The organism is Occallatibacter sp., from assembly GCF_049802275.1.
Lineage (GTDB): Bacteria > Acidobacteriota > Terriglobia > Terriglobales > Acidobacteriaceae > Telmatobacter.
The window spans coordinates 1-23,363 of sequence record NZ_JBARMD010000372.1; the positions used below are offsets into that span (position 1 = coordinate 1).

Annotated in this window: 17 protein-coding genes; 8 read left to right on the forward strand and 9 right to left on the reverse strand. The window is 57.3% G+C overall.

Annotation, left to right across the window (positions count from 1 at the left end; all coding sequences use genetic code 11):
* The 5 genes from WA354_RS12890 to WA354_RS12910 all read right to left on the reverse strand — a co-directional run.
* Nucleotides 1–668, reverse strand: a 668-nt coding sequence (locus WA354_RS12890) for a molybdopterin cofactor-binding domain-containing protein (protein WP_472813417.1), incomplete at its 3' end; no start/stop codon positions are given.
* Nucleotides 668–1,195, reverse strand: a complete 528-nt coding sequence (locus WA354_RS12895; RefSeq protein WP_472813418.1) for a (2Fe-2S)-binding protein — start codon at nt 1,193–1,195, stop codon at nt 668–670. The genes WA354_RS12890 and WA354_RS12895, both read right to left, overlap by 1 nt.
* A gap of 252 nt (nt 1,196–1,447) precedes the next feature.
* Nucleotides 1,448–4,150: a glycoside hydrolase family 3 C-terminal domain-containing protein gene (locus tag WA354_RS12900; protein WP_472813419.1), complete on the reverse strand. Its 2,703-nt coding sequence runs from the start codon at nt 4,148–4,150 to the stop codon at nt 1,448–1,450.
* 225 nt (nt 4,151–4,375) lie between these two features.
* Nucleotides 4,376–6,151, reverse strand: coding sequence for a winged helix-turn-helix domain-containing protein (locus tag WA354_RS12905; RefSeq protein ID WP_472813420.1), 1,776 nt, complete (start codon nt 6,149–6,151; stop codon nt 4,376–4,378).
* A gap of 439 nt (nt 6,152–6,590) precedes the next feature.
* Complete coding sequence (locus WA354_RS12910; RefSeq protein WP_472813421.1) at nt 6,591–7,823, reverse strand: DUF481 domain-containing protein; 1,233 nt, start codon at nt 7,821–7,823, stop codon at nt 6,591–6,593.
* 174 nt (nt 7,824–7,997) lie between these two features.
* Between WA354_RS12910 and WA354_RS12915 the strand changes: the two genes are divergently transcribed.
* The gene (locus WA354_RS12915) at nt 7,998–8,588 is read left to right on the forward strand and encodes a helix-turn-helix domain-containing protein (RefSeq protein ID WP_472813422.1); all 591 of its coding nucleotides are present in this window, start codon (nt 7,998–8,000) and stop codon (nt 8,586–8,588) included.
* Between the two features lie 129 nt (nt 8,589–8,717).
* On the forward strand, nt 8,718–10,052 hold the full coding sequence (locus tag WA354_RS12920) for a sugar porter family MFS transporter (protein ID WP_472813423.1): 1,335 nt from the start codon (nt 8,718–8,720) through the stop codon (nt 10,050–10,052).
* A 194-nt stretch (nt 10,053–10,246) separates the two neighbouring features.
* Here the strand turns inward: WA354_RS12920 and WA354_RS12925 are convergent, their stop codons facing one another.
* The 4 genes from WA354_RS12925 to WA354_RS12940 all read right to left on the reverse strand — a co-directional run bounded on the left by WA354_RS12925 (nt 10,247) and on the right by WA354_RS12940 (nt 17,084).
* Nucleotides 10,247–11,659, reverse strand: a complete 1,413-nt coding sequence (locus tag WA354_RS12925; RefSeq protein ID WP_472813424.1) for a DUF2252 domain-containing protein — start codon at nt 11,657–11,659, stop codon at nt 10,247–10,249.
* A 393-nt stretch (nt 11,660–12,052) separates the two neighbouring features.
* Nucleotides 12,053–13,621, reverse strand: coding sequence for a PA14 domain-containing protein (locus WA354_RS12930; RefSeq protein ID WP_472813425.1), 1,569 nt, complete (start codon nt 13,619–13,621; stop codon nt 12,053–12,055).
* A gap of 231 nt (nt 13,622–13,852) precedes the next feature.
* On the reverse strand, nt 13,853–14,680 hold the full coding sequence (gene otsB, locus WA354_RS12935) for a trehalose-phosphatase (RefSeq protein WP_472813426.1): 828 nt from the start codon (nt 14,678–14,680) through the stop codon (nt 13,853–13,855).
* A gap of 13 nt (nt 14,681–14,693) precedes the next feature.
* Complete coding sequence (locus tag WA354_RS12940; RefSeq protein ID WP_472813427.1) at nt 14,694–17,084, reverse strand: alpha,alpha-trehalose-phosphate synthase (UDP-forming); 2,391 nt, start codon at nt 17,082–17,084, stop codon at nt 14,694–14,696.
* A gap of 275 nt (nt 17,085–17,359) precedes the next feature.
* Here WA354_RS12940 and WA354_RS12945 point away from each other — a divergent pair, with 275 nt between their 5' ends.
* The 6 genes from WA354_RS12945 to WA354_RS12970 form a co-directional block, all read left to right on the forward strand.
* Nucleotides 17,360–18,136: an MlaE family ABC transporter permease gene (locus WA354_RS12945; protein ID WP_472813428.1), complete on the forward strand. Its 777-nt coding sequence runs from the start codon at nt 17,360–17,362 to the stop codon at nt 18,134–18,136.
* Nucleotides 18,136–18,975: an ABC transporter ATP-binding protein gene (locus WA354_RS12950; RefSeq protein WP_472813429.1), complete on the forward strand. Its 840-nt coding sequence runs from the start codon at nt 18,136–18,138 to the stop codon at nt 18,973–18,975. The genes WA354_RS12945 and WA354_RS12950 overlap by 1 nt, the downstream gene beginning before the upstream one ends.
* A gap of 380 nt (nt 18,976–19,355) precedes the next feature.
* Nucleotides 19,356–20,747, forward strand: coding sequence for a zinc dependent phospholipase C family protein (locus tag WA354_RS12955; RefSeq protein ID WP_472813430.1), 1,392 nt, complete (start codon nt 19,356–19,358; stop codon nt 20,745–20,747).
* A 532-nt stretch (nt 20,748–21,279) separates the two neighbouring features.
* The gene (locus tag WA354_RS12960) at nt 21,280–21,507 is read left to right on the forward strand and encodes a hypothetical protein (protein WP_472813431.1); all 228 of its coding nucleotides are present in this window, start codon (nt 21,280–21,282) and stop codon (nt 21,505–21,507) included.
* A 193-nt stretch (nt 21,508–21,700) separates the two neighbouring features.
* Nucleotides 21,701–22,879 (forward strand): acyl-CoA dehydrogenase family protein, encoded by a 1,179-nt coding sequence (locus WA354_RS12965; protein ID WP_472813432.1) that lies wholly within the window; start codon nt 21,701–21,703, stop codon nt 22,877–22,879.
* A 248-nt stretch (nt 22,880–23,127) separates the two neighbouring features.
* On the forward strand, nt 23,128–23,363 hold a 236-nt coding region (locus WA354_RS12970; protein WP_472813433.1), incomplete at its 3' end, for a CHASE3 domain-containing protein.

Sequence of the window (23,363 nt, forward strand, 5' to 3'; positions counted from 1 at the left end):
GAACTCTTGAATGACTTGCCGATAACCGTGTATTCGCTTACCGGCTTCATCGGCGGATTACCCTCGACGCTCAACCCCATGATGCTGGTCAGATCTCCTCGGACGGGAATCGTAAGGTTCAGTTGCCGCCCCTTGATGAGATCACCGTAGGAAACGCTCTTGCCGCCACCGGAGACGACGCCGTCTTTCACGGATAGATTTTCTTTCGCGACTCCAAGTTTCTTTGACGCAAGATCGAGCAGCGCCTGGTAGGTATACGCAGCCACCTTGCGCAGGTTGGGTGTACCCCCGCCCAGAAAATCGAAGGAGCCACCACCGTCAGGTGTGCTGTCGGTAGTTCCCGAAACGACGGTTGTGATGGCCTCAAAGGGCATGCTCAGTTCTTCGGCCACTATCTGTCGATAGGCTGTAAAGACTGTGCCCTGTCCGAAATCGTTCTTCCCGGTGCGGATCAGCACCGTGTTATCCGCGTGAATCTCGATCCACGAACTGGGGAGAGCGGGATCGAGGGAGTTCTTCGCTATCGTCGCCTTTGGCGTGTCACCCCGCAGCGGTGCCGTGCCAACCACGCTGATGCCCACGGCGAGAATGCCGCTCGTCTTCACAAACTGACGGCGGGTCAGGGCCGCTCCAAACACATCGATCGGCTTATTTCTCCGGGTCGCCATCACTTGCCTCCCTTCGCCATTAGTGTGGCGGCATGCTGCACAGCTTCGATGATCGCCGTGTAGGTTCCACAGCGGCAGAGGTTGGGCGACATTCCAGAGGTGGTATAGGCCTCTTTGATCTGCTTCAGAGTCGGATTGGGATTGCTTTCGAGCAGTTCGGTTGCCTTGATCATCATCCCGTTCTGGCAGAATCCGCATTGAGGAGTTTGTTCCTCAATCCAGGCTTGCTGAACTGGATGGAGCGTGCTTTTCGCGTCCTCCGCCGAGAGGCCCTTTTGCTTCGCCCACCGCGCAGGAAGTCCTTCAAGCGTGGTGATCTCCTGATTGGGGCCCACGTCGGAAAGGGCGGTAATGCAGGAACGAACTTCCTTCCCGTCGATCAGAATGGAACAAGCTCCGCACTGCGCTAATCCACAACCGAACTGCGGGCCGGTGAGTTGCAGATCGTTGCGCAAAACGTAGAGTAGCGGCGTGTCGCCCGGCGCCTGGACTTCCCGTCGCGCGCCATTCACATTGATCGTAGCCATCGTGAACTCCCTCGAAATTTCCATTCCAAACAGACAACTCTGGTGAGTGACATTACTTTATATGTCATACCCGAATTGCGATAGTCCTCCCAGCCGGGAGATGGCATGATCGCTCGATCTAGATCAATGGGGTGCGAAGTCTGGCAATCTCGCGATCTCTGTCTCACCGGTAGAGTGGGCGGACCGCGCAATTACTGGGTAATGAAGGGGTGCGGGGCAGACCGCAACAGCCTGCCCGTGAAGGTAGCAGAGCTACTTTGGCAGCGCGGCCGTTCCCGTTACGCTGAAACCCGCTTCCGACTTCGCACTTGTTTCTTCCGGCTGCGCACCACCGAGAGTCAGAGTGTATTCGCCGGCGAGAATGGAGCGGTTGCCCTGGTCGTCGACGCTCGATAGCGAGCGCGGATCGATTTTCAGAACGACTTCCTTGCTGGCTCCGGGGCCGATGGTGACACGGTCAAAGCCGACGAGCGAGTGGATGGGGCCACTTTCCTGCGGAGTCTTGAGGTAGGCTTCGACCACCTCGTCGCCGCTCATGGTTCCGGTGTTGCTGACAACCACGCTTGCGGTGATGGGATCGCCTGTGTTGAGCGTGGAGGTAGAAAGCTTGACCGGGCCATAGGTGAATTTCGAGTAGCTCAAGCCGTAACCGAATCCCCACAGTGGCTTGCCAGTGAAGTAGCGGTAGGTGCGGCCTTTCAGCGAATAGTCAGTGAATGCAGGCAGGCCGGCGAGCGAGGAATAGAAGGTAACAGGCAGTCGTCCCGCGGGATTGTTGAGTCCAGCCAGCGTGCGGGCAATCGCCGCTCCGCCATCGACTCCGGGATACCAGGCTTCGAGGACTGCGGCGGCGTGTTCGTTGGCCCAGTTGAGAGCGACCGCGCTGCCGCTTTGCAGAACCACGATGAGAGTCTTGCCGGTCGCTGCGAGGGCTTCGAGCAGCTTTTGCTGCGGTGCGGGCAGGTCGAGGCTGGTGCGGTCGCCCCCGCTGAAGCCGGGCAATTTGACCGGCATCTCCTCGCCTTCAAGCTGTGGTGAAAGACCGACGAATGCCACGACGACACTGGCCTCCATGGCGCGAGCGACCGCTTCATCGATTTGTGCCTGCGCGGGCGCTTCCCATTTGAGGGTCAGGCCGCCGCCGGACTGATCGCCGGCGTGCGCGTACTCCAGTTTGAATTCGTGCTCCTTTGTGTCTGTGAAATCGACGGCGATGGACGGAACCTTCACGTTCAATTGCTCAGGGGGCGCTGTGGGCGATGCTCCGGGCGCCGACTTGAAGTTACCCATTGCGGAGAGATCGCGACCCTGCCGTAACGCACCTTCGCCAAGCACTTTTCCATCAAGCAGGAATCGATAGGATTCTTCGGGAGTATACGGGAAAGCGTCGCCCGGCTCCATGGTGAAAACGTAATGGCCGGGAGCGGGCGCGGCAATAGTTCCGCTCCAGCGCACAGAGTAATTATGCGTATCGACGTCGGGCGAAGGTTTGGCATTTTCCCAGTCCGTCTGGATGAGGGGTTCGATCTCAGTTGCGACGGGACGGCCTGTCCAGTCAGTCGTGGCGAAGAATTCAGTCTTCAGCCCTTTGTTGAGCCCGAAGGCGGTGCGGGGCACCGGTACACCAACTCCTTCAGCAAGCGTAGAGCCTTGTGCGTAGAGGATGGGCGTGCTCTTGAATTGACTCAACATGCCATCGAGAGGCGTGACCGGATGGAGCGGCGTGCCGACATAGTTTCCCAGAATGGACGGCAAAGAATCAGCAGTGGGGCCGATGACGGCGATCTTCTCCGGCGCTTTCAGCGGCAGCGCGCCGTCGTTCTTGAGCAGAACGATGCTTTCTTCGGCAGCCTTGAGAGACATCTGGCGATTGGCGTCGGAGGCCACAGATGAGAACGGGATGCGATCAAGTGAGGAGCCGGGGGGATCGAACATGCCGAGTTGGAAGCGCGCGGTGTAGAGGCGCTCGGCAGCCTGGGTGACCAGGTCTTCGGTTACGAGTCCCTTGCGCACAGCATCGGCGAGAGTGTTGAACCCTGGAGCCCAGATGCTGCAGGAAAGGTCAGTTCCGGCCTGCAAGGCGAGCGCTGCAGAGTGCTCGATGTCGGGAGTTTTCTTATGCCCCTGGTTGATGTCGACGATGGCTCCGCAGTCTGAAACGACAAAGCCTTTAAAGCCCCACGCATCGCGGAGATGCTCTTTCAGCAGCATCTTGTTCGTGCAGGCTGGCCACTCATCGATGGAGTTGTAAGCGCACATGACGGATTGCACATGGCCTTCGGTAACGGTGGCGCGGAAAGCTGGCAGATAGGTCTCTTCGAGATCACGCGGGCTGGGATCGACGTTGAAGCCGTGCCGCAGCGACTCAGGACCGCTGTGCACAGCGAAGTGCTTGCTCGTGGCTACAGCGCGTAGATGCTGCAGATCATTACCCTGCACCCCGTTGACGAAGGCGACGCCGAGGCGGCCGGTGAGAAAAGGATCCTCCCCGTAGGTTTCCTGTCCGCGTCCCCAGCGCGGGTCGCGAAAAATATTGATGTTGGGCGACCAGAAAGTCAGCCCGTAAAAGATGCGGTGATTCCCTTCGCGCTGCGCCTGGTTGTATTTCGCGCGCGCTTCAGAGGAAATCACGTTGCCCATGCTGCGAACGATTCGCGGATCCCATGTCGCGCCCATGCCGATGGCTTGCGGAAAAACGGTTGCGTATCCGGCGCGCGCTACGCCGTGCAGAGCTTCGTTCCATGTCTGATAGTCGGGAATGCCGAGCCGGGGAATGGCGGTCGCCCAGTCCTCAAGCTGCGCCGCTTTTTCATCCAGGGTCATGCGTCCAACCAGGTCGTGTGCGCGATCCCGGGGCGCAAGATTTGTATTGAGGTAGGCAGGTTCCTGTGCGGACGAACTTGCGGCAAATACGGCAGAGACCAAAAGGACGATAAAAAGCCGACGAAACGGCATGGTTGTTCCTCCATAAACTGCGTGCGAGCGCATCCTGCGCACCAGCGGATCGGTTTTGCTTCCGACAATATGACAACAGCGAGCTCGGTCACAGGCACACGCCGGTGCGATCTCAAGTCGGCCTGGGTTAAATAAGGTCAGCCGAAAGAAATGTACTAGGTTGGGGCAAGGATTGGGTAGCTTTATCGGTTTACTGAAAGCGCTTTTGCCAGAGCCTGCCGGCGGCTACATATCCTGTTCTGACTTCTTTTCCGCGGCGCTTTCCATGCGTGCGAGGACCGATTGCAGAGCAACGAATTTGGGATTGCCGTGCAGCGCTGCGAAGCGTGGATCGGCAAGGAATTGAAAAAACCACGGACATCGCGATTCTGAGGCGGCGTGCAGTTCGGCGGTGGCTCCTTCGATGTCTCCCAAAGCCGCGCAGATGGCCGCAGTGAAGGAACTCAAAACGAAACGTTCGCGGCTCAGCCATTGCAGCCGTTCGAGTATGGAGCGCGCTTCGTCTGTGCGGCCGCCCAGGGCCAGCGCATAGCCGTGCACGGCAATGGCGGGATCGAGATACGGGGATCGCCGCACAAGATTTTCCGAGACGGCGATGGCCCGATCCGCATTGCCGTTGAAGGAAAGAATCATGGCGCCGTAGAGGTTCGTGCTCTCGTGGTCGGGGAAGATATCTAACGCGTGCTCCGCCTGCTCGACGCTTTTTGCGGTTTCGCCCGAGAGATGGTAGGCCCAGGCCAGGCGAGCGTTCAGCCAGGGCGAATACGGATCGGAGTGAAGCGCTTCACTGAGGATTTCAATAGCCTCGAGAAAGCGATGACGACTCAATGAGAACATCGAGCGGAGGCGAGTGATGGACGTTTCGTGAGGAAGGTGTGCGCTGGTCGAGAAAGCGCGCACCGCTCCTGACAAATCATGATCGACGTGAAATTGAATCCATCCGAGCGGCGGGAGGATGGCCTCCGCGCCCTCAACGAAGCGCGGGATAGCTTCAGCAGCGCGCCGCACCTGTTCCGCAGCCTGCGTTGGGGAAATGAAGCCGGAGAACGCCTGAATGACGCATGCATTTGCAAGATCGATATGCGCCGCATGGAGAGAGGGATCGAGCTCAACGGCCCGCGTTAGATGCTGCAGACCGTCCAGCATACGATGCCTTTGCAGGGTCTGCCATTCGTGGTGCCCACGCAGAAACAATTCGTAAGCTTCGCGGCGGCCGGGATCCTGGTTATCGCGGGCGTCAAAGGAAGGCCGCCTGGAAAGAAACGAATCAAATGTGCTGAGACGAACGAACAGTCGGTTTGCCAACTCGAATTCCAACTCCGCCACTCTTGCCTGCGAGACGAGCATATCTTCGACCCAAATCTGCGTGCCGTCGGCAACCCGAATCATCTCGGCACGGAGGCGAAAATGCGAAGGCAACGAACGAAGGGTGCCGGTGAGGACGAGGTCGGCCTGCAGAGCTTCGCCAACCTGATGGGCGGTCATTCCGCGCGCGGCAAGAGAAAAAGCCGAATCTCGCGCAAGTACGCGAACCGGGCAAAACCGATCGGCGGTGAGCAGGGCGATGGTCTCTTCAGCGATGGACGATCCGAGATAACCAGGTACGTTCATCTCTGCCGAAAACGGCATAATGACTAGGCGCGGTTGTCCCTCGGACAATTGGGGTTCGCTCTTGTGCACCTCAACAGAGAGCCTGTAACCGCGCTTATAGACGGTCTGAATGTAGTCGTCGGGTACAAGCAACTCGCGCAGGGAAGACATGCATTTTGGCACGCTGTCGTCGGTGACGTGTACATCGCCCCAGAGAGCCCGTTTCAATTGTTGATGAGTCACGACCTGGCCAGAGTGCGCGAGGAGCAGATTAAGAGCAGCCAACTCCTTGGGCGGCAGATGAATTATGGAGTCGCCGCGGGTGAGGGTGCCGTCAGCTTCGAGGTGAAGATTTCCAAACGTGAATGCGCGACCAGATAAAGAACCAGATGCCGAACGGAACTGAACCATCGTCTTCCTCAGAGTTTCGGAAAAACTGCATTTGGGGCCCGAATTTGACTCCAAATGGAGGTAACCTCCTTTGGCATTTCAGTCTTCCTGTCGAAACCGGAGAAGAACAGGAACGAAAACTCCTCCATTCTTAAGGAGTTGGTACGAGCGCAGCTTTGCATCGCGCATCAATTATGTATCTAAACTGCAACATAGACCTGTGATGAGCAATAGGTTTTCAGCGGAGAATTGGTAACGTTAGGCTTTGTTACCCGAATAGTTTCGTAATGGGAAAAATAACTCCATTTCTTACGATGGATGGCGAACAAGTTTCGCAGCATTGCGGGTCGCCAATGGAAAACTTTCGGGCGATGAGCTCCGCATAAGACCAACACCAGTAGTTCAAAAGTGAGACCTGCCGACGGGGCAGGTCTCGTGGTCAGTGCGGGATGGGCAGGTTCTAATACTTTGATTTGATTGCGTAAGTGAGGCCCATCGTGAACTGGAACGAATTGTGTTTGGTGGGCGGCTCTGACAAAGGCGTGTTATTGAGATAGCTATCCAGGGTTCCAACAGAAAAGCCGAAATTCTTGTATGCAGGAAATGCAAGCGTATTGGTTTCATTCACGGAATAGGCGTGAGGGTTGTTGAACGCGGGAATGTAAGCCAGATCCTGCGTGTAGGTTACAAACTTGCGATGAAGCACGTAGGACAGGGAGATCGTGGATCCGATCAGGTTCTCGTTTGCCGAAGAATAAAAAAACTGCTGCCTCTCATACTGAATTGTTGCTTTCAGGTCCATTTCCTGTTGGGGTGTCTTGAGTGCTGTCCAACCCAACCCGCCGCCGTAGATTTGCTGAAGATCGAGATTCTGAGCGTAATTGTGATCGAACGCGGCCTGCACGAGCGCGAAGAAACGAGGCGAGAAATATTCGTCTCGTTCTGCTCCGGCATGATAGAGCGCGGACTTGGTGACCACGGCGGGCACGAAGGTTGGAGGCGTCGTAGGAATTGTGTACGCGGGTTCCGTTATTTTTCCGTAGGATCCAATGAAACCCAGGGACGTGCGATTGCGCGGCGATAGCCAACTCGCAGTGGGCACAACGCGTACCAGGTCCAAAGCACCGGAGAAAGCGTACTGATTCTGTGTAGCCGAGACAACGGATGCGCCGGCGGTGGCTGCTCCATTCCAGCCTTCGAAGAAGCCCGGATGATGATAGAGCTGCTTGTCCAGGGTGGCTTTGTCCATGATGAATTCCGCGTCTGCGATCGGAATGGGAGCGGGAGCTGTTGCGTTTTCGGTGTGCAGAGTGACTGACTTATTTGCTACGTCGACCGTGCCTGTGGGAAGCGCTGCGGCCCCTTTCTTACCGTGTATCTTCACGTTCTTGTCGAAGACCGCGAAACTGCCGCCGGTATGCAGTTCCTTGATCTTGTCCCAGCCGAGCGTGACGTCACCCAGAGGTTCGGAATGGAAGGTCACTTTACCGTCTATTGCATTCACTAACTTGCCGTGCAGGGTGTCTCCATTGCTGAGGACGAGAACGTCGGGCGGTGCCGCTGACGCTTGCGCAGCGAGGTGGAGGGAATATGTCTGCAAGGCGATCAGCATTGCGATTGCCATCGAGGTTTGAATGTAGCGATGAGGTAAAACAGAAATCTTGCGCAGCACGGGGGAGGAAAACAGGGCCATGGGGGATGATCCTCTTTCGTGAATTTTTGACTCACTTCGTAGCCGGATGTCGAACGCTGCACGGCGCATTCCTATCCTAAACGTTGCCCACCCATGCGCAACTATCAGATTTCAGAAATCCTTCAGCAGATGGAAGGCCGATTCGCGGAAGACTTCTGCTGCGAGGTAATTCCAATGGCGAACACACAATCGTATGCCCGGTGGGCGCTTGAGCCATACAACATTGGTATGAAGTTGCGTACCTTGCGCACGCAAAAACATCTGACTCTCTCGCGCCTTGCCGCAGAAACCGGCCTGTCGACCGCGCTGCTGTCAAAACTTGAAACCGACCGGATGATTCCTACGCTCCCTACGCTGGCAAATATTTGCCGGGTTTACGGAATTGGTCTGAGCTATTTCTTTGCCGATGCCGCCAAGCACACCCTGGCGATAACGCGTAAAGCCCATTTGATCGGAAATGGAAGAGGCCAGGAGGCGGTGAAACAGGTACTGCTGCACGCTCTGAGCAACCATGCCCGGCTCGTAGCGCGGATGATCGAGTATCCGACAGGAGCCGCCGGCGTCATGTCAGAAGTGGGGCAGTCTGTGTGCAGCGTGGTGTACGTGCTCGAGGGAGAACTGCGGCTGGATTCGGGCGGGATGCATGAGGTGCTGGAAATCGGCGACTGTGCGTATGTGGATAGTGACATGTCGATTGCATGGAGCGCGAGTGGAACAGCCCCCTGTCGCGTACTGGTTGTGACGCCCGGAAAGCCACGCGAATAATAATGGCGTGCCGAACGGATCTGGCTGGATTTGCCCGAAGATTTGCTGCTCCGGGTTCCGGTCTGTAGGATGTTCTGGACCTTCAAGAACCGTTCCGTGCATTCAAGGACCAAGGGGCAAGGACAGTAAATGCGACCCAATCTAAACCTGATGAAGGCGACTCTGACAGGAGCGCTCGGCGGTCTGCTGTTTGGTTTCGACACAGTTGTTATCTCCGGGATCATCGATTCCGTGGTGAAGCTGTATGGATTGAGTGACGCCGGCAAGGGATGGACGGTCGCGATCGCGCTGATCGGCACGGTAGTGGGTTCGTTCAGTGCGGGCGTGGTGGGACACAAGCTGGGTTCGCGTGAAACGCTGCGCCTGACGGCGGTGCTTTATATCGTGTCTGCCCTGGGCAGTGCGCTGGCGTGGAACTGGCCTTCGCTGATGATTTTCCGGTTTATTGGCGGGCTGGGCATCGGCGCGTCTTCGGTGCTGGGGCCGGTTTATATCGCCGAACTTGCTCCGGCCAAGTGGCGGGGGCGGCTGGTGGGCGCGTTTCAGTTCAACGTAGTCTTCGGCATCCTGGTTGCATATACCTCCAACTACCTGATTCGGCTGCTGCACCTTGGCGCGACGGAATGGCGCTGGCAGGTTGGTGTGGCGGCGGTTCCGGCGTTGGGTTTTCTGATACTGCTCTTTGGGATTCCGCGGAGCCCGCGCTGGTCGGCTTCGCGCGATCGAATCGATGAAGCCCTGGAAGTGCTTAAGCTGATGGGTGAGCCGGAGCCCGAGGCAGAACTTGCCGACATTCGCAAGGCGCTTGCCGAGGAGCATGCTTCGGCGCATGAGCCGGTGTTCCGGTGGAAATATCGCTATCCACTGTTCCTTGCGATCACGATCGGGGCTTTCAACCAGCTGGCGGGAATCAACGCGATTCTTTACTACCTGAACGACATCTTTCAGGCCGCCGGATTCAGCCAGCTTTCGGGCGACCAGCAGGCAATCGCGATCGGTTTCACGAACCTGATTTTCACCATGATCGGGATGAGCATGATCGACAAGCTGGGCCGCAAGACGCTGTTGCTGATTGGCGCGGCAGGTACGGCGAGTTGCCTGGCGGGGGTGGCGTGGATCTACCGCAGCAACTCACACCAGGGCATGCTGGTGTGGCTGCTGATTGGGTATATCGCCTTCTTTGCGATGTCGCAGGGTGCCGTGATCTGGGTGTATATCGGCGAGGTGTTCCCGAATCGCGTGCGGTCAAAGGGTCAGGGCGTAGGGAATGCCAGCCACTGGACGATGAATACCATCATCGCGCTGACCTTTCCGTGGGCGGCTGCGCACATGGGGCAGAGCGTGCCCTTTGTTTTCTTCTCAGTGATGACGGTGGTGCAGTTCCTGACGGTGCTGTTCACCTATCCTGAGACGAAGGGACAGACGCTGGAGGCCTTGCAGAGGAAGCTGGTCGCGGCGGACTGAACCCGCTCGTCGCGATACAGCCGCGATGAATGATTACATGACAGTGTCGCATTCCTCAACCTGAGCAGAGTGGTGCTGCTGAATTCCACTCACGCGCAAAGAGCACGCATGAGGCACAATCTGCCAAGATGGAATACCGAGCCGTTCGTCTGCGCAATCGTTGTGGCCATCGAGCGGCCCATCAACTCGTTTCGCTAACTCTCATCATCCGATTGAATGTCGGCTTTAGTTGCCCCCCGCTTGATCGATGCGAGCAGGGTGGCGTGGTCTTCCTCGGTCTGATCTCCGTAACTTTCCGCCCACTGCGCGAGAGCTTCATCGAGCGCATCGGATTTTCCGCAGTAGCCCGCGATGCGCGCCGGGTCACCCGTTCGCGAGTGGGCTCTCGCGAGAATTGCACCGCAAGCCCAGGCGTAAAAGTTGAATGATGAGCCGGTAAGGAATTCGACAGGCATCGAAGCTTTCAGGTTCTTCATTTGCCGGACAAGATACGGCCGCCCATCGATCTCGGTGTAACCCAGCATGGGATCGGAAGATGCTTGTAGCGCCCGCTGTCCAATCACAACTCTCATCCCGTCGTGACGGATCTCTTTCGACAGAGGCGGCAGATAGGGAGCGTGAGCCGCGGGAACGCATTCCTTTACCTGCAGAAACAAGGGGTCGTTGTCCCCAGTCCCGAACAGGAGCGCCAGATATGCCCTGGTTCCGACCGAGCCGATTCCGACAACACGGTGTGCGATATCAGAAATGTGGTAGCGCCCCAGCATCATGCGCCGCTCAAACCCGATGCTGGCCGAATAGCGGTTCAGGCCCTCGATCACTTTTTCCTTGGTTGCCCTGGGAATTGTAGTGAGCACGGGAGGGTCATTACGCAAGGTCCACTTCGCGTCGCCCTGCCGATCGGCAACCTTGGGCAACAGGGCACGATTGTCCGTCCGTAATGCCTTGGCCACGGTTTTCGAAATGACTGCTTTCGATTTGACATCGACCTTTGCAATTGGGTTCATGCGCCCGGGATGCGCATGCAGGTACCAGACATCCAATATGCCCATATTCTGCAGGCGAGTGACGTTGAGTCGATATCCCTCGACGGCACGCTTGACGGCTGCTGCGCGTTCGCGGCGATTCAGGCCGTTCTGTCGCCCGGCAACATTCACGCTCGCAACCATTCGCTTCAGATCCCATTCCCAGGGGCCGACGACCGCCTCGTCAAAATCGTTCAGATCGAATACCACTTCGCGCTGCGGGGTGCCATACATCCCGAAATTGTTGATGTGGGCATCGCCGCACATGACCACCGGAATTCCGCTGATGGGGGACACCGAAAGGTCCGAAGCCATCACGCACGCCGATCCCCGCAGGAACGCGAACGGGGAAGATGCCATGCGCCCCATCCGTAGTGGAACGAGATGAGCCTGTCTTCCGGCGTTGCTCTTCGCGAGTAATTTCAGAGGGTCTGGCCGGTTCTTTCCGGGCGTGTACTTCGCATGTGACTCAAGCGGGGCCGCGTGGCGAAGCGCTTTACCCGCGGCGCGTCGATTCTCCCAGGATTCCATCCTGGTTCCCAGGTCAAAAACCCCCGTCGGTAAGAGCTTTGCAATTGCCATGTCGTTCTCCTGATCGACGCGCGTTCTACTGCTTTTGTCCGAGCGGGTGCACTCTTCCCGGGAAGGCTCATTTTAGTGGGCGTGTTACTTGTCCATGGGCCTTCGGTCGGAGTTTTTTATTGCTGTTCCCAATCGACCGACTATACATCCAGCGGTGCCAATATTGCGAGCAGCAGGGCTGGCGCGTTCATCTTAGCTTCTCAGCTGATGACGACGGCTCGGTTTATGACTGCAGCTCAGGTGTTGGCCGAAGGCCAGAATAGGAAGTAGCAGGTGGAGAACGGGCAAGCGAATGCGGTGATGTTGGAAAGGATAACTTCTGGTTGCCCACAATCCGACCGAAACATTGGTATGTTCTTGGATTGCCGCCGCGCCTGTGGAATTAGAGCACCATCAAGGTTGGCCTGATGCTGGCGCTTGTGTTGTTGGTTCCGTTGACGACGGAGAAGCAAAATCCTGAACGTCAAAGATCTTCCAGTCACCGCCGGGAGGTTTTACCCAGAGTACCAGGGCCACCGCCATGGGTCCCTCGAAATACGGAACGTGAATCGTGTGTAAGCCCGCATCCAGCACGGTCTTCCCTGTGTGCCGCCAGGCAAAGTGAATTCCATCCAGTTCAATCACGCGTGTGTCATCAATTTGAAGGATGGCACCATCATCGGAGATCAATTTGAAGTCGTACTCACCGGGATTTCGAACCCAAAATGTGCCATGGTAATCCACGCCGAACCACTCAGTCCGGTTTGTCACACCGGGAATGCCGGACGTTGGCGTAAAGACCTGCCACGGGACGGCCAACGCATCTGTGTAAATCGATCCAATGGGATCGAGAGCCCGATAGTCTGGGAGTTGCCTGGTGTTCGAAGGAAGCTCATATACGTCCCCGCACAATGAGCGCGAGTTCGGCACAACTGAACCGAAAGAGCCAAGCGGGCCATCTGGTGGCATGTCTGCCTGGACGTACGTTCTTTCGGCCGTTTCGCGCAAGGCATCTCTCAGCCTCGACAGCGAAGCCGGGTCCTGGAGAGAGGCTGGTGCCTTGTTCGGCAGTCCTTCCGGCCTTGACAGTATGTCCACTGCGCCGAGGTTGCCCGTTTCTCGATCGCGCACAACGAAGCGAGTCATGGCGAGACCTTTTGGAACAGGAAATTCGAAGAAGCGGTGGAATCCGTGCGCCAGAACGCGTGCGTATTCGACAGACGTCAGCACCTGATCAGTGGAGGCTCTCATGTAATTAAGGGGCTGACCGGCAGCGTCAAAGTTGCACGCACCATAATCCAATTGCAGTTGGCGGCCATTGTCGGAGAAAGAGACGAAGGCCAGCGACCCGGATTCTATGTTGATCGAATAGCGCAGAACATCAGTGCTCCCGGTTGCTATGAGCGCCGCACGCAAAGAAATAGAGAGCGGCACCGTGGGATGGCCGCAAGCGGACTGTACGAGTTCCTTCTCGAGTTGGCCCTGGTCTTTGTGCCCGGACGCCTTCGCGGGACTGGTTTCACCGATGTAGTAGCTATGTCGAAAGAACAGTTTCACACCACGGCGATTTGTCTTGATCAGGACCTGGTGATATCCGCTTGTCCAGCCCTGAGCGCCGGGATGATAGGCAAGTTCGTAGTGCACAGAAGCTCGCTCAAGGCAGCTGCCGTTCCCCGCAATGCGGAAGCCTGCTTGGGGTGTATCTTCAGTGGCATTTGTCGAAATCGGATCGATAATCCGAAGGCTTGAAATATCCTCAGGGATTCTGTGTGAGACGCCAATCTCCTCGAAGACGTGAAGGTTACTTGGAACGAGATCGAGTACCGGTCGATCATGTGCGTCAACCGCGATGACATCTACAACCACTTCGCGAGTAGTAGCGCGGAAAACATAGGGAACATCTTGCTGAGGTGACGCCGAACTTCCGGTGTTCTGCGGCATCGCCCCTGTCGCGTTGGGGGGATCAACAAAAAATAGTGTCAAGGTGACTGCCGCGACGTAAATCAGCGCGAGCCTGCAAGTGCAAACCATAGATGCGAACCGAGAAGGTCCATGATACGTCTGGAGTGACGGGCCTGTGCAAGGAATCTCAGCCTAGCCTGCACGGCACTCTCCGGCTAAGGGTAGTTCGGGACAAACGCCTATGCAGAGATAACATGTTTCTGGCTTGGCAAAATACAGACCGCTGGAACCGCTAAGAGGAACAGACTTCCCTTACCCCGTCGCTAAAAGCTGCCTGTACGCTTCGCCCGGCCGGTTCACAGCCTTTTCCCACTCCCGCAAAAACCACCGCAACCCATCCGGAGGCTGCAGCCAGACCTCCGCGGCCGTCTCTCGCCACGTGCGCCGCATCAACACGCTCAAATGGGGATTGCGCATCCGATTTACAGCGCAAAATGCGGGCTCGTCTGTCAGGTCGTCTCCCACATAAACAACGGGCACGCCTGGCTCTGCCTGCGCCGCAATGGCTTCGACGGCTCCGCCCTTATCGCGCCCCACACGCAATTCCACGCCCGCCTCAAACTCCAGCAGCGACAGCCCGCTTACCAGCGCTGCCGGCTCAAACAGCGCGCGCGTCTTCTGCTCAATGTGCTTCGCCTGTCGCGGAGTATGCCCGCGCCAGTGGATCACCACCGCATTCGGCTTATCTTCAAATAACCCGCCAAACGCATCGCGCCGCAGCTGTTCGCGAAGCTCGTCAAGCTTGGCAAGCGCTTCCGGGGGAGCCTCCTGCATCTCGCGCGTGCCATCCACAAACAGCCGCTCCGCGCCGTGCAGTCCCCACACCTCAACCGGTTCGGGAAGCTGCAGCATCGGATTGATTTCGCCCGCGGGCCTGCCCGTAATAATCTTCAGCTGCGTCCGATTGTCCTTCTGGATTATCGAAAGCAGTTCGCGCACGCCGGCCCACGGCCGCGCGTCGAATCGATTGATGCGGAAATCGGACAGCGTGCCGTCGTAGTCCAACAGCAGCAAGGGAGCTTGTGCGCCATTCAGCGAATAAAAGAATTCTTCCAGTTTTTCGGCTTCTCTCTGATTCAAACCTTGTCGCCTTCTAGGCCATTTTACGGTAGGGATCAATGGATATAACGGTCTCTCCCGATGGCCCTGCATACATGTCTGAGGAGTCCGGACTCTCCAGCCGAACATCGCGGAGATCTCCGAGAATCATTGCCGCCCAACGGTAAATATTGTGTTCCATCACCTGCTTGCGCATATCTTGCATGCGCAGTTTGCGCTCTTCGCGTGGCATGTCCAGGCCGCGATGAATCGCCTCGGCCACCTCCGCAGCATCATAAGGATTCACAATCAGCGCGTCGCGCAACTCCACCGCCGCACCCGTGAATTTACTCAGCACCAGCACACCGTCTTCATCATCGCGTGCCGCGACGAATTCCTTCGCCACCAGGTTCATTCCGTCATGCAGCGAAGTCACCAGGCAAATATCTGCAATGCGATACCAGCGGTTGACCTCCTCGTGATCGCACTGGCGATCGATCAGCACCACCGGCTTCCACCGCGAAGTCTGGAAGCGATGGTTGATGCGCCGCACTTCTTCATCCACCCTCTTTTGCAAATCGGCATAGCTTGGAATGCGCGTTCTGCTCGGCGCCGCAATCTGCACCATGGTCAGCCGCTCCCGATGCCACGGATGCTCTACCAGCAGTTCTTCAATGGCCAGCAACCGCTCCACAATTCCCTTCGTATAATCCAGGCGGTCGACACCGACCGCGATCATTTCTGCGCGCACATTGAACTCAGCGAGCAAGGCGCGCCGCTCTTCTGCGCGATCCTCTTCCCTTTCCGAAACAATCACGCGCAGCGCACTCGGCAAACCTCCGCTGAATGCCACGCTCACCGGATACGGTCTGATCATGGTCGTATGTCCCAGCCGACGCGCTGTCATATGCTCGCGGTCCGTTCGCGACTCCAGCACCCGATCCACCGTTGAAAGAAAGTTATGGCAATGTTGGGGAATGTGGAACCCGATCAGATCAGCGCCGAGAAGCCCGTCCAGCAGTTGAGCTTGCCACGGACAAATCCCGAATGCCTCGGGGTTCGGCCACGGAATATGCCAGAAAATCGCCACGCGCGCATCCGGGCGTGCCGCCTTGATCAGCCGCGGCAACAATGCGAAATGATAATCCTGCACAAACACCAGCGGCTCCGCACTGCCCTTCATCTCGTCAAGCAACGCCGCGGCAAACCTCTCATTGACACGCTGGTACGCCTCCCAGTCCGATGCGCGAAATATCGGTCGCGTATGCGCGATATGGCAGAGCGGCCATAGCCCCTCGTTAGCAAATCCGTCATAGTAGCGCGACTCATCTTCCGCCGAAAGCCACACCCGCCGCAGCGTATACTTCGGATCCTCCGGTGGCACGCGCAACCGGTCGAATTCATCTACGTTTTCGCGATCGGCGTTGCCGCTGCCACTTGCCACCCACACGCCGTCGCAGGCGCGCAGAACCGGTTCGATGGCAGTGACCAACCCGCTGGGCGGCACCACGCAGGTTGTATTGCGGCCTTCGCGTACATGCATGTAAGGCTCGCGGTTTGAAACCACAAAAATCCGTCCGCTCGCTTTGTTTCGCATGTGGACAGCAAGCCGCTCCGGCGTCCAGAAGTGCTCCCCCGCATCGCGCAGCCGTGCCTCTGCCGCAGCAGCCGCCCGGGCCGCGATCAGGCTCTCCGCCATCGTCTCCACTTCGCGAGCAAGTGGGCTGAAGATACTCAGATCTGCCCCTCCGGATGAAGGACCTCTCTCGAAATGTCCCATCCGCACCCGACGCAACCTCTCCGCAACCCGCGTCAAAGGACGCATCAGGAACCACCGCACCATCGCGAACGTGACGGTGACAATCAGTACCACCGTGGCTACGATCCACCAGAAGCTTCGCCGCCAGAGGTCGTAACTCTGATCCCGTATGTATCCAGCGTCCACCAGGATGACAAGTGCGCCGACAAGGCGATTCCCGTCATGCAGCGGAAACACTTCCTCGAGCCATTGGATATCCTCCGTATGCCCGAATGCATTGACCTGCGTCCCCTTCTTGAGCGATCGCTCAACCTGGGTCAGAGACAGCAACTCGACAGGTGTCTTCTTGGCCAGAGATTCAAAGGGCGGATGCGCCAGGGCTTGAAAAACAGCGGGCGCTCCTGCGGAAGAAATAAGTTGACCCTGTGGATCGTAGACTCCGATACCGAGAGCCCCGGTCTGCGCCTTTGCATTTGCCGCGAGGGTTGAGAGTTCGCTCGTGTTTCCCTGCGTAAATGCCTGCACTAACGCCGGCTTCAGACTCTCCCCGATCCAACTCGAGCGCCATTCAAGTTCCTGACGAAGGACGTGCTTATGCTCCAGCACCTCAAAGTAGGTCGAGGCAATTGACAGTAAGGTCACGCCTGCAATGAGCGCGAGAATTAACCGCAAGCGAAACGAGTGCATCGAACTTCCCCCCTGTAGTCTTGAACAGGCTCTTGTCTTTTTAGATGCACAACCCCCGAGCAGCTGATAGGCCCGCTCTGAGATAAAGGAACCGCCATTTTCTTCAATGACTTACAAAATCCCGCGGGGCCCGGAATTGCAAACATCTGCCTCAACCTGGTAGTTCTTGCGTTGCTGGCCAGCTCAAATGCGTGCGTCCGGCGACATGGGATGCGCTATTCTGTGCAAGAGAGGGCAAGTAGCCCGTATCCTGCAACTTACGGTGCGATAATCTGATGGCATTCCAATCGGTCGAGAATACCGCCAAGAACATCGTCGAAACGGTGCAGGCCTATTCGTTATTCGCCTATCAGGGCGCTACGAATCTCTTTCGCCCGCCGGTCTATTGGCCTGATTTTCTGGTGCAATCTGACATTATAGGCTTCGGTTCGGCCTCGATTGTTCTCCTCTCCGGCTTCTTCACGGGAGGAGTCCTTGCCCTGCAGTCTGCAGCTACATTGTCTCAGTTTGGTGCCACTGCCGTCACGGGAAGGTTCGTAAGTACTTCGATGATTCGCGAACTCGGCCCCGTCCTCACCGGCATCATGGTTTCCGGCCGCAACGCCTCCTCGATGGCCAGCGAGTTGGGCTCCATGGTCGTCACCGAGCAGATCGACGCCATGCGCGCGCTCGGCGTTGATCCCATGCGCAAGCTGGTAACTCCTCGCATCTTTGCCTGCGTCACTATGCTCTTCTTTCTCACCATCGTCGCCAACTTTTTTGGCATCCTCGGCGGCGCGGCTGTCACCGTCTTCATGAATCACCAGAACGGTACCCAGTATTTCTCCATGGCCTATGAATACTTGCACGTTGGGGACATCATGCAGGGCCTCATTAAGCCGCTCTTCTCGGGATTCATCATTGCCAGCATTGGTTGCTTCTATGGCCTCCGAACCACTGGCGGCACCGAAGGCGTAGGCCGCTCCACCATCAAGGCTGTCGTCGTATCCTCCGTCCTCATCATCTTCGTCGATTTCCTTGTCACCCAGGTCATGCTGACCATCTTTGGCTGATGACAAACCTCGACCACTCCTCCACGCCCGCGGCGCACGATACTCCAGCGAACGCCGGGCCGGTCCTCGAATTCCGCAACGTTTCAATCGGGTTCGACAACCCCGTACTTGAAAACGTGAGTTTTACAGTGGGCCCAGACGAAACCCGCATTCTCCTCGGTCCCGCTGGTGTCGGCAAAAGTGTCCTTCTCAAGCTCGCCAACGGACTCCTCTGCCCGGATTCCGGTTCCATCTTCCTCTTCGGCGAAGAGATCTCGCGCATTCCCGAGGAACAGCTCTTCCACCTGCGCACTCGCACCGGCATGGTCTTTCAGGAAGGCGCACTTTTCGATTCGCTGACGGTGCGCGATAACGTCGCCTACCAGTTAATTCAGGAAGAAGTCCCTGACGAGGAGATCGATGTCCGCGTCCGCGAGGCATTGCGCTTTGTGGGTCTTGAGCAGACTTTCAGCCTTTACCCCGGAAGCCTCTCCGGTGGCATGCGCCGACGCGTCGCCATTGCTCGCGCTCTCATTCACAATCCTCAACTCCTGCTTTATGACTCTCCAACCGGGGGCCTCGATCCCGTCACCTCCACCACCATCATCGAGCTGATCGTGAAGCAGCGCGACGTTTATCACTCCCCCTCTGTGCTCGTCACGCACCGTCTGCAGGATGCATTCACCATGTGCAGCCACCGTTTCGAACCCGCGGAGGACCGCATGGTGCCGCTGCCCGGAAATCAGACTGACTCCAAGACAACCTTCCTCATGCTCGAAGAAGGGCATCTGATCTTTGATGGTTCACTTCACCAGTTGGTCCACAGTCAGGACCCCTTCGTCCGCGAGTTCATCGAGTAGCCCCTGGCCGTGCCGATTCCCAAGATTTATCCAATCCCAGGCTTTTTCTACCCGGCGTGACGACGCTGAGCGGAATCTGCAGCGTCCCGCCTTGCTCGAGGAGCGGTCAAACACACTCGCAGGCGGGTTGATGTCGCCGGGGGGGCGAATACTACGGCGCGCGGCTGCACAAAGAGTGGCGACAACACCATTGCAGGCCTTGCATCAGACAAAAGATACAGCTGCGAAGGCTCCGGCGAGGAATCTGTCGCGGCCTTGCATGAAAAACAGCTTGTCGGGCCGCGACGAATAGACCGCTTGCGCCATCTGCTCGATACAATGACGCAGTGATGTGCGGCAATGCGGCTCAAAAGCAAACGAGCAGTACCCCGGGGTGCGGAATGAAACGAAGATATACCGGAATCCTTGCGCTTTTGGCACTGATCTTCCTCTCCCTGTTCCCGCGTCCCGCTGCCGGCTACTCGCTCATCACCCACGAGCAGCTCATCGATCTCACCTGGAAGGACTCCATCGTTCCCCTGCTCCTTAGCCGTTATCCCAACCTGACCCCCGCACAGCTTGATCAGGCGCGGGCTTACGCATACGGCGGTTGTGTTATCCAGGACCTCGGTTACTATCCCTTCGGCGATCAATCGTTTTCGAATCTGACCCACTACGTGCGCTCCGGAGATTTTGTCGTCAATCTCTTCCGCAATGCGCATGACGCCAACGAGCTGGCCTTCGCCATCGGCGCGCTCTCGCACTATATTGGCGACTCTGTCGGCCACGCTGAGGCTACCAACCTCGCCGTTCCCATCGAGTTCCCGAAGTTGAAGGCGAAATACGGATCATCCGTGAACTACGCCGAAGGCAAGCACCAGCACGTCCAGACGGAATTTGCCTTCGACATCAACGAGATCGCGCATCATCACGTCGCTCCCATCATGTACCTGCGCCATATTGGACTCGCCGTCTCGATGCGGCAATTGGCGTTGGCTTTCTATCAGACTTACGGCATCACTGAGAACTTTACCGGCAGGCACCGGATCAGTAGTGATGAATATCGTTTCGCAGTTCGCACATTCATTCCGCGCATGGCCTACGCAGTCACTCTCCTCCATCGCAGCCACGAACCTCCCGACCCCACAACCCCGGACGCTGTCGAGCTTGAGAAGGAAGCTACTCAAGTCGGGCTGGATAACAACTGGCAGGCATACCGCCGCGGCGCCGGATTTGAAACGTATCTGATCGCCGGATTTCTCTTCATCGTGCCCAAGGTTGGCCCCCTCTCCCTGGTTGCTGTCAAAGGACCCACGAAGCAGACAGAAGAGGAATACGCTCACAGTGTGGCGGTCTCTACAACAGTTCTCCGGCAGATTCTGACGCACTTTACCCCGGTGGCCGAACGCTTTAAAGGCCCCGTTCCTCCCCTCGCCAAACTCACCCATGCCGACGATGCCTCTCCCCTGGCGCGCGACCCGCACCATCCACTTTCCAATCGCGATCTCGATACGGGCCGTGTGGTTCAGCCCGGGGGCTATCCGCTCACTGACTCAACTTATGCCGACCTGTTGCACAGGCTGGTGCAGAAGCCCACGCAACCAATTCCTCCCGGCATCAAGGAAGACATCCAGAAGTACTATTCAAATCTCGATCTGCCCATTACAACCAAAAAAGATCCCGACCGCTGGAAGCAGGTGCTCGCCGACTTGAACACCCTGGCCGCGATGCCCACCAGCACTGCGCCAGAGCCCTTCCCCACCTACGGCGCCGATCAGGACTCGGACGAATAGCAGTCTGCCGCATCCCCGTCCTCACGATATGCCGGCCGCTTACATATCACCGGCTTTGACGTACCCCTGGCTGTTTACATTGCGACCGGCTCTTTCCATGCCATTGCTGTTTACATACCACTCTTGTTACAAAGACTTGGCTGTTTCCGCCGTCCAGCACTGTCAACTATCTCCCCCTTCCAGCACTGTCATCCTGAGCAAGCGAAGCGCGCCGAAGGATCTGCAGTTGCTCCTTTTCGCGATACGCAAGAATGAGCGTGCCCCATTCATGACGCAGTTTCATCGCGACATGAGTGGGATAACCACAAACTTCGCGTTCGTAAATGAGCGTGCCCCATTCATGACGCAGTTTCACCGCGGCATGAGTGGGAAACCAAGAACTTCGCAGTCACCCCAGAAACGTGTCAATCGCTGGACCCAAAGATTCTTCTAAGTCACTGATTCTGCGCCCTGAAAACTTCGACAGTTTTGCAGATAATTTTCACCCTCCGGCGCACAATGGTGTTGAACTCATCCCTCAACCGGAGCTCCCATGCGAACCCGAAATGTCACGCTGGCTATATCGCACGAGGCACATCACAAAGCACGGATCTGGGCCGCTCAAAACGACGTCTCTCTTTCCGCCGTACTATCGGCCCTGCTCGAAGGATTGCCCGCCAATCCGAATGCCGGTCGCGCCGCTGGGCAAGTCCATCAGCAGTCGGCCAGCTTTCGCAACCACCCCGACCCCCACCCCCACCCCCTCCCCCTCCCCCTGTGAAACTGTGAAGCACCTGGCTGGCCGTCCTTAATTCCAGCCTTTTCAATCGCGCAGATCGCTAGACTCCACAGCCTCACAGAATCTGTGAAGTTGTGAAACTGTGGAGACGAAGCAACCTGCTCGCGCTGGTAGCGCTCAACCCCAGTCTGCTAGCCTTGCAGGTTTGAGCAACACAGAATGGCAAGGTGCAATCATGGCTTTCAAATTTCAGGGCGTTGACTTTCTCCATCTCGATGCAAGCTTCAGCGAGGATGAACTGCTGGTTCGCCGTACCGCCCGCGATTTTGTCGAAGACAACCTGATCCCCATCATCGAGGAGTGTTTCCGAACCGAACGTTTTCCGCGCGAACTTGTCCCCATCATGGGCGAACTCGGCTTCTTCGGCGCCAACCTTGAGGGCTACGGCTGCGCCGGCATGTCCAACGTTGAATACGGTCTCGTAATGCAGGAGCTCGAACGCGGCGATTCCGGCATTCGCAGCTTTGTCAGCGTGCAGTCGGCACTCTGCATGTATCCCATCTACACCTTTGGCTCCGACGAGCAGAAGAATACCTGGCTTCCCGCCATGGCCAGCGGAGAAAAACTCGGCTGCTTTGGACTCACTGAACCCGGCTTCGGGTCAAACCCCGGCGGCATGACCACAACAGCCCGCAAGTCAGGCGATGAGTACATCCTCAACGGCGAAAAAATGTGGATCACCTCGGGCAATATCGCTGACATCGCCATCATCTGGGCCAAGGTTGAAGACGAAGACAATCGTGTCCGCGGATTCCTGGTGGAGACGGATCGCCCTGGCTTTCGCGCCTACGAAGTCCATGGAAAATGGAGCCTCCGCGCCTCCATAACCAGCGGCCTTTCATTGCAGGACGTTCACGTTCCTGCCGCCAACCTTTTGCCCGGCTCCGGCGGCCTTAAGAGCCCGTTGATGTGCCTGAACCAGGCGCGCTACGGCATCAGCTGGGGCGCCATCGGCGCAGCGATGTCCTGCTACGACACCGCGCTCCAATACGCTTTGGCAAGAAAGCAGTTTCACAATCAACCCATCGCCAGCCATCAGATCATCCAGGACAAGCTCGTGTGGATGCTTTCGGAGATTTCGAAGGCACAGTTGCTGTCGCTGCAAGTGGGCCGCCTCAAAGATGCGGGCACCGTCGGTCATCAGCACATCAGCATGGCGAAGCGGAACAACGTGTGGATGGCACTCGAGTGCGCCCGCATCTCTCGCGATATTCTCGGTGCAAATGGGATCACGGAAGACTATCCCATCATGCGCCACATGATGAATCTCGAATCGGTTAAGACTTACGAGGGCACGCACGATATCCACGCCCTTATCCTGGGCCACCACATCACCGGCATCGCGGCCTACTAGCTGCTCTGGTTTCGCCGATTAGGCCGGCTGAACATACGCATACCTGTATGCGCTCGCCTCTTGACGCCCCTTGCGCGCTAAGCTAGTTTCAAATCACGGATCAAGCCTGCATGACACATGACCCGCCCGACGCACTGGCAGAGTTTCCCTCCTGACCCAGAAGATATGGTCTGCACTCGGTGTTGTCCTGGCCGATCCGTCCAAACCAAACCACTTGCCGACATTAGTGGCCGGATGAGACTTCTCCAATGCAGACCCGATTCAAGCGCTTCAGTGTTATCGGCGGATTCGTAATCCTTCTCGCCATCCTCGTCGCCGACGCCTACGTTACAAAACGGCAGCTAGACGAGCAAGTCGAAACCGGACACCGGGTCAGTCACACCAGGCAGGCCCAACTCCAGATCAGCGCAGTAGAGTCACTACTTATAGACGCCGAAACCGGTCAGCGCGGCTTTCTCTACACCGGCGACGAGCAATACCTTGC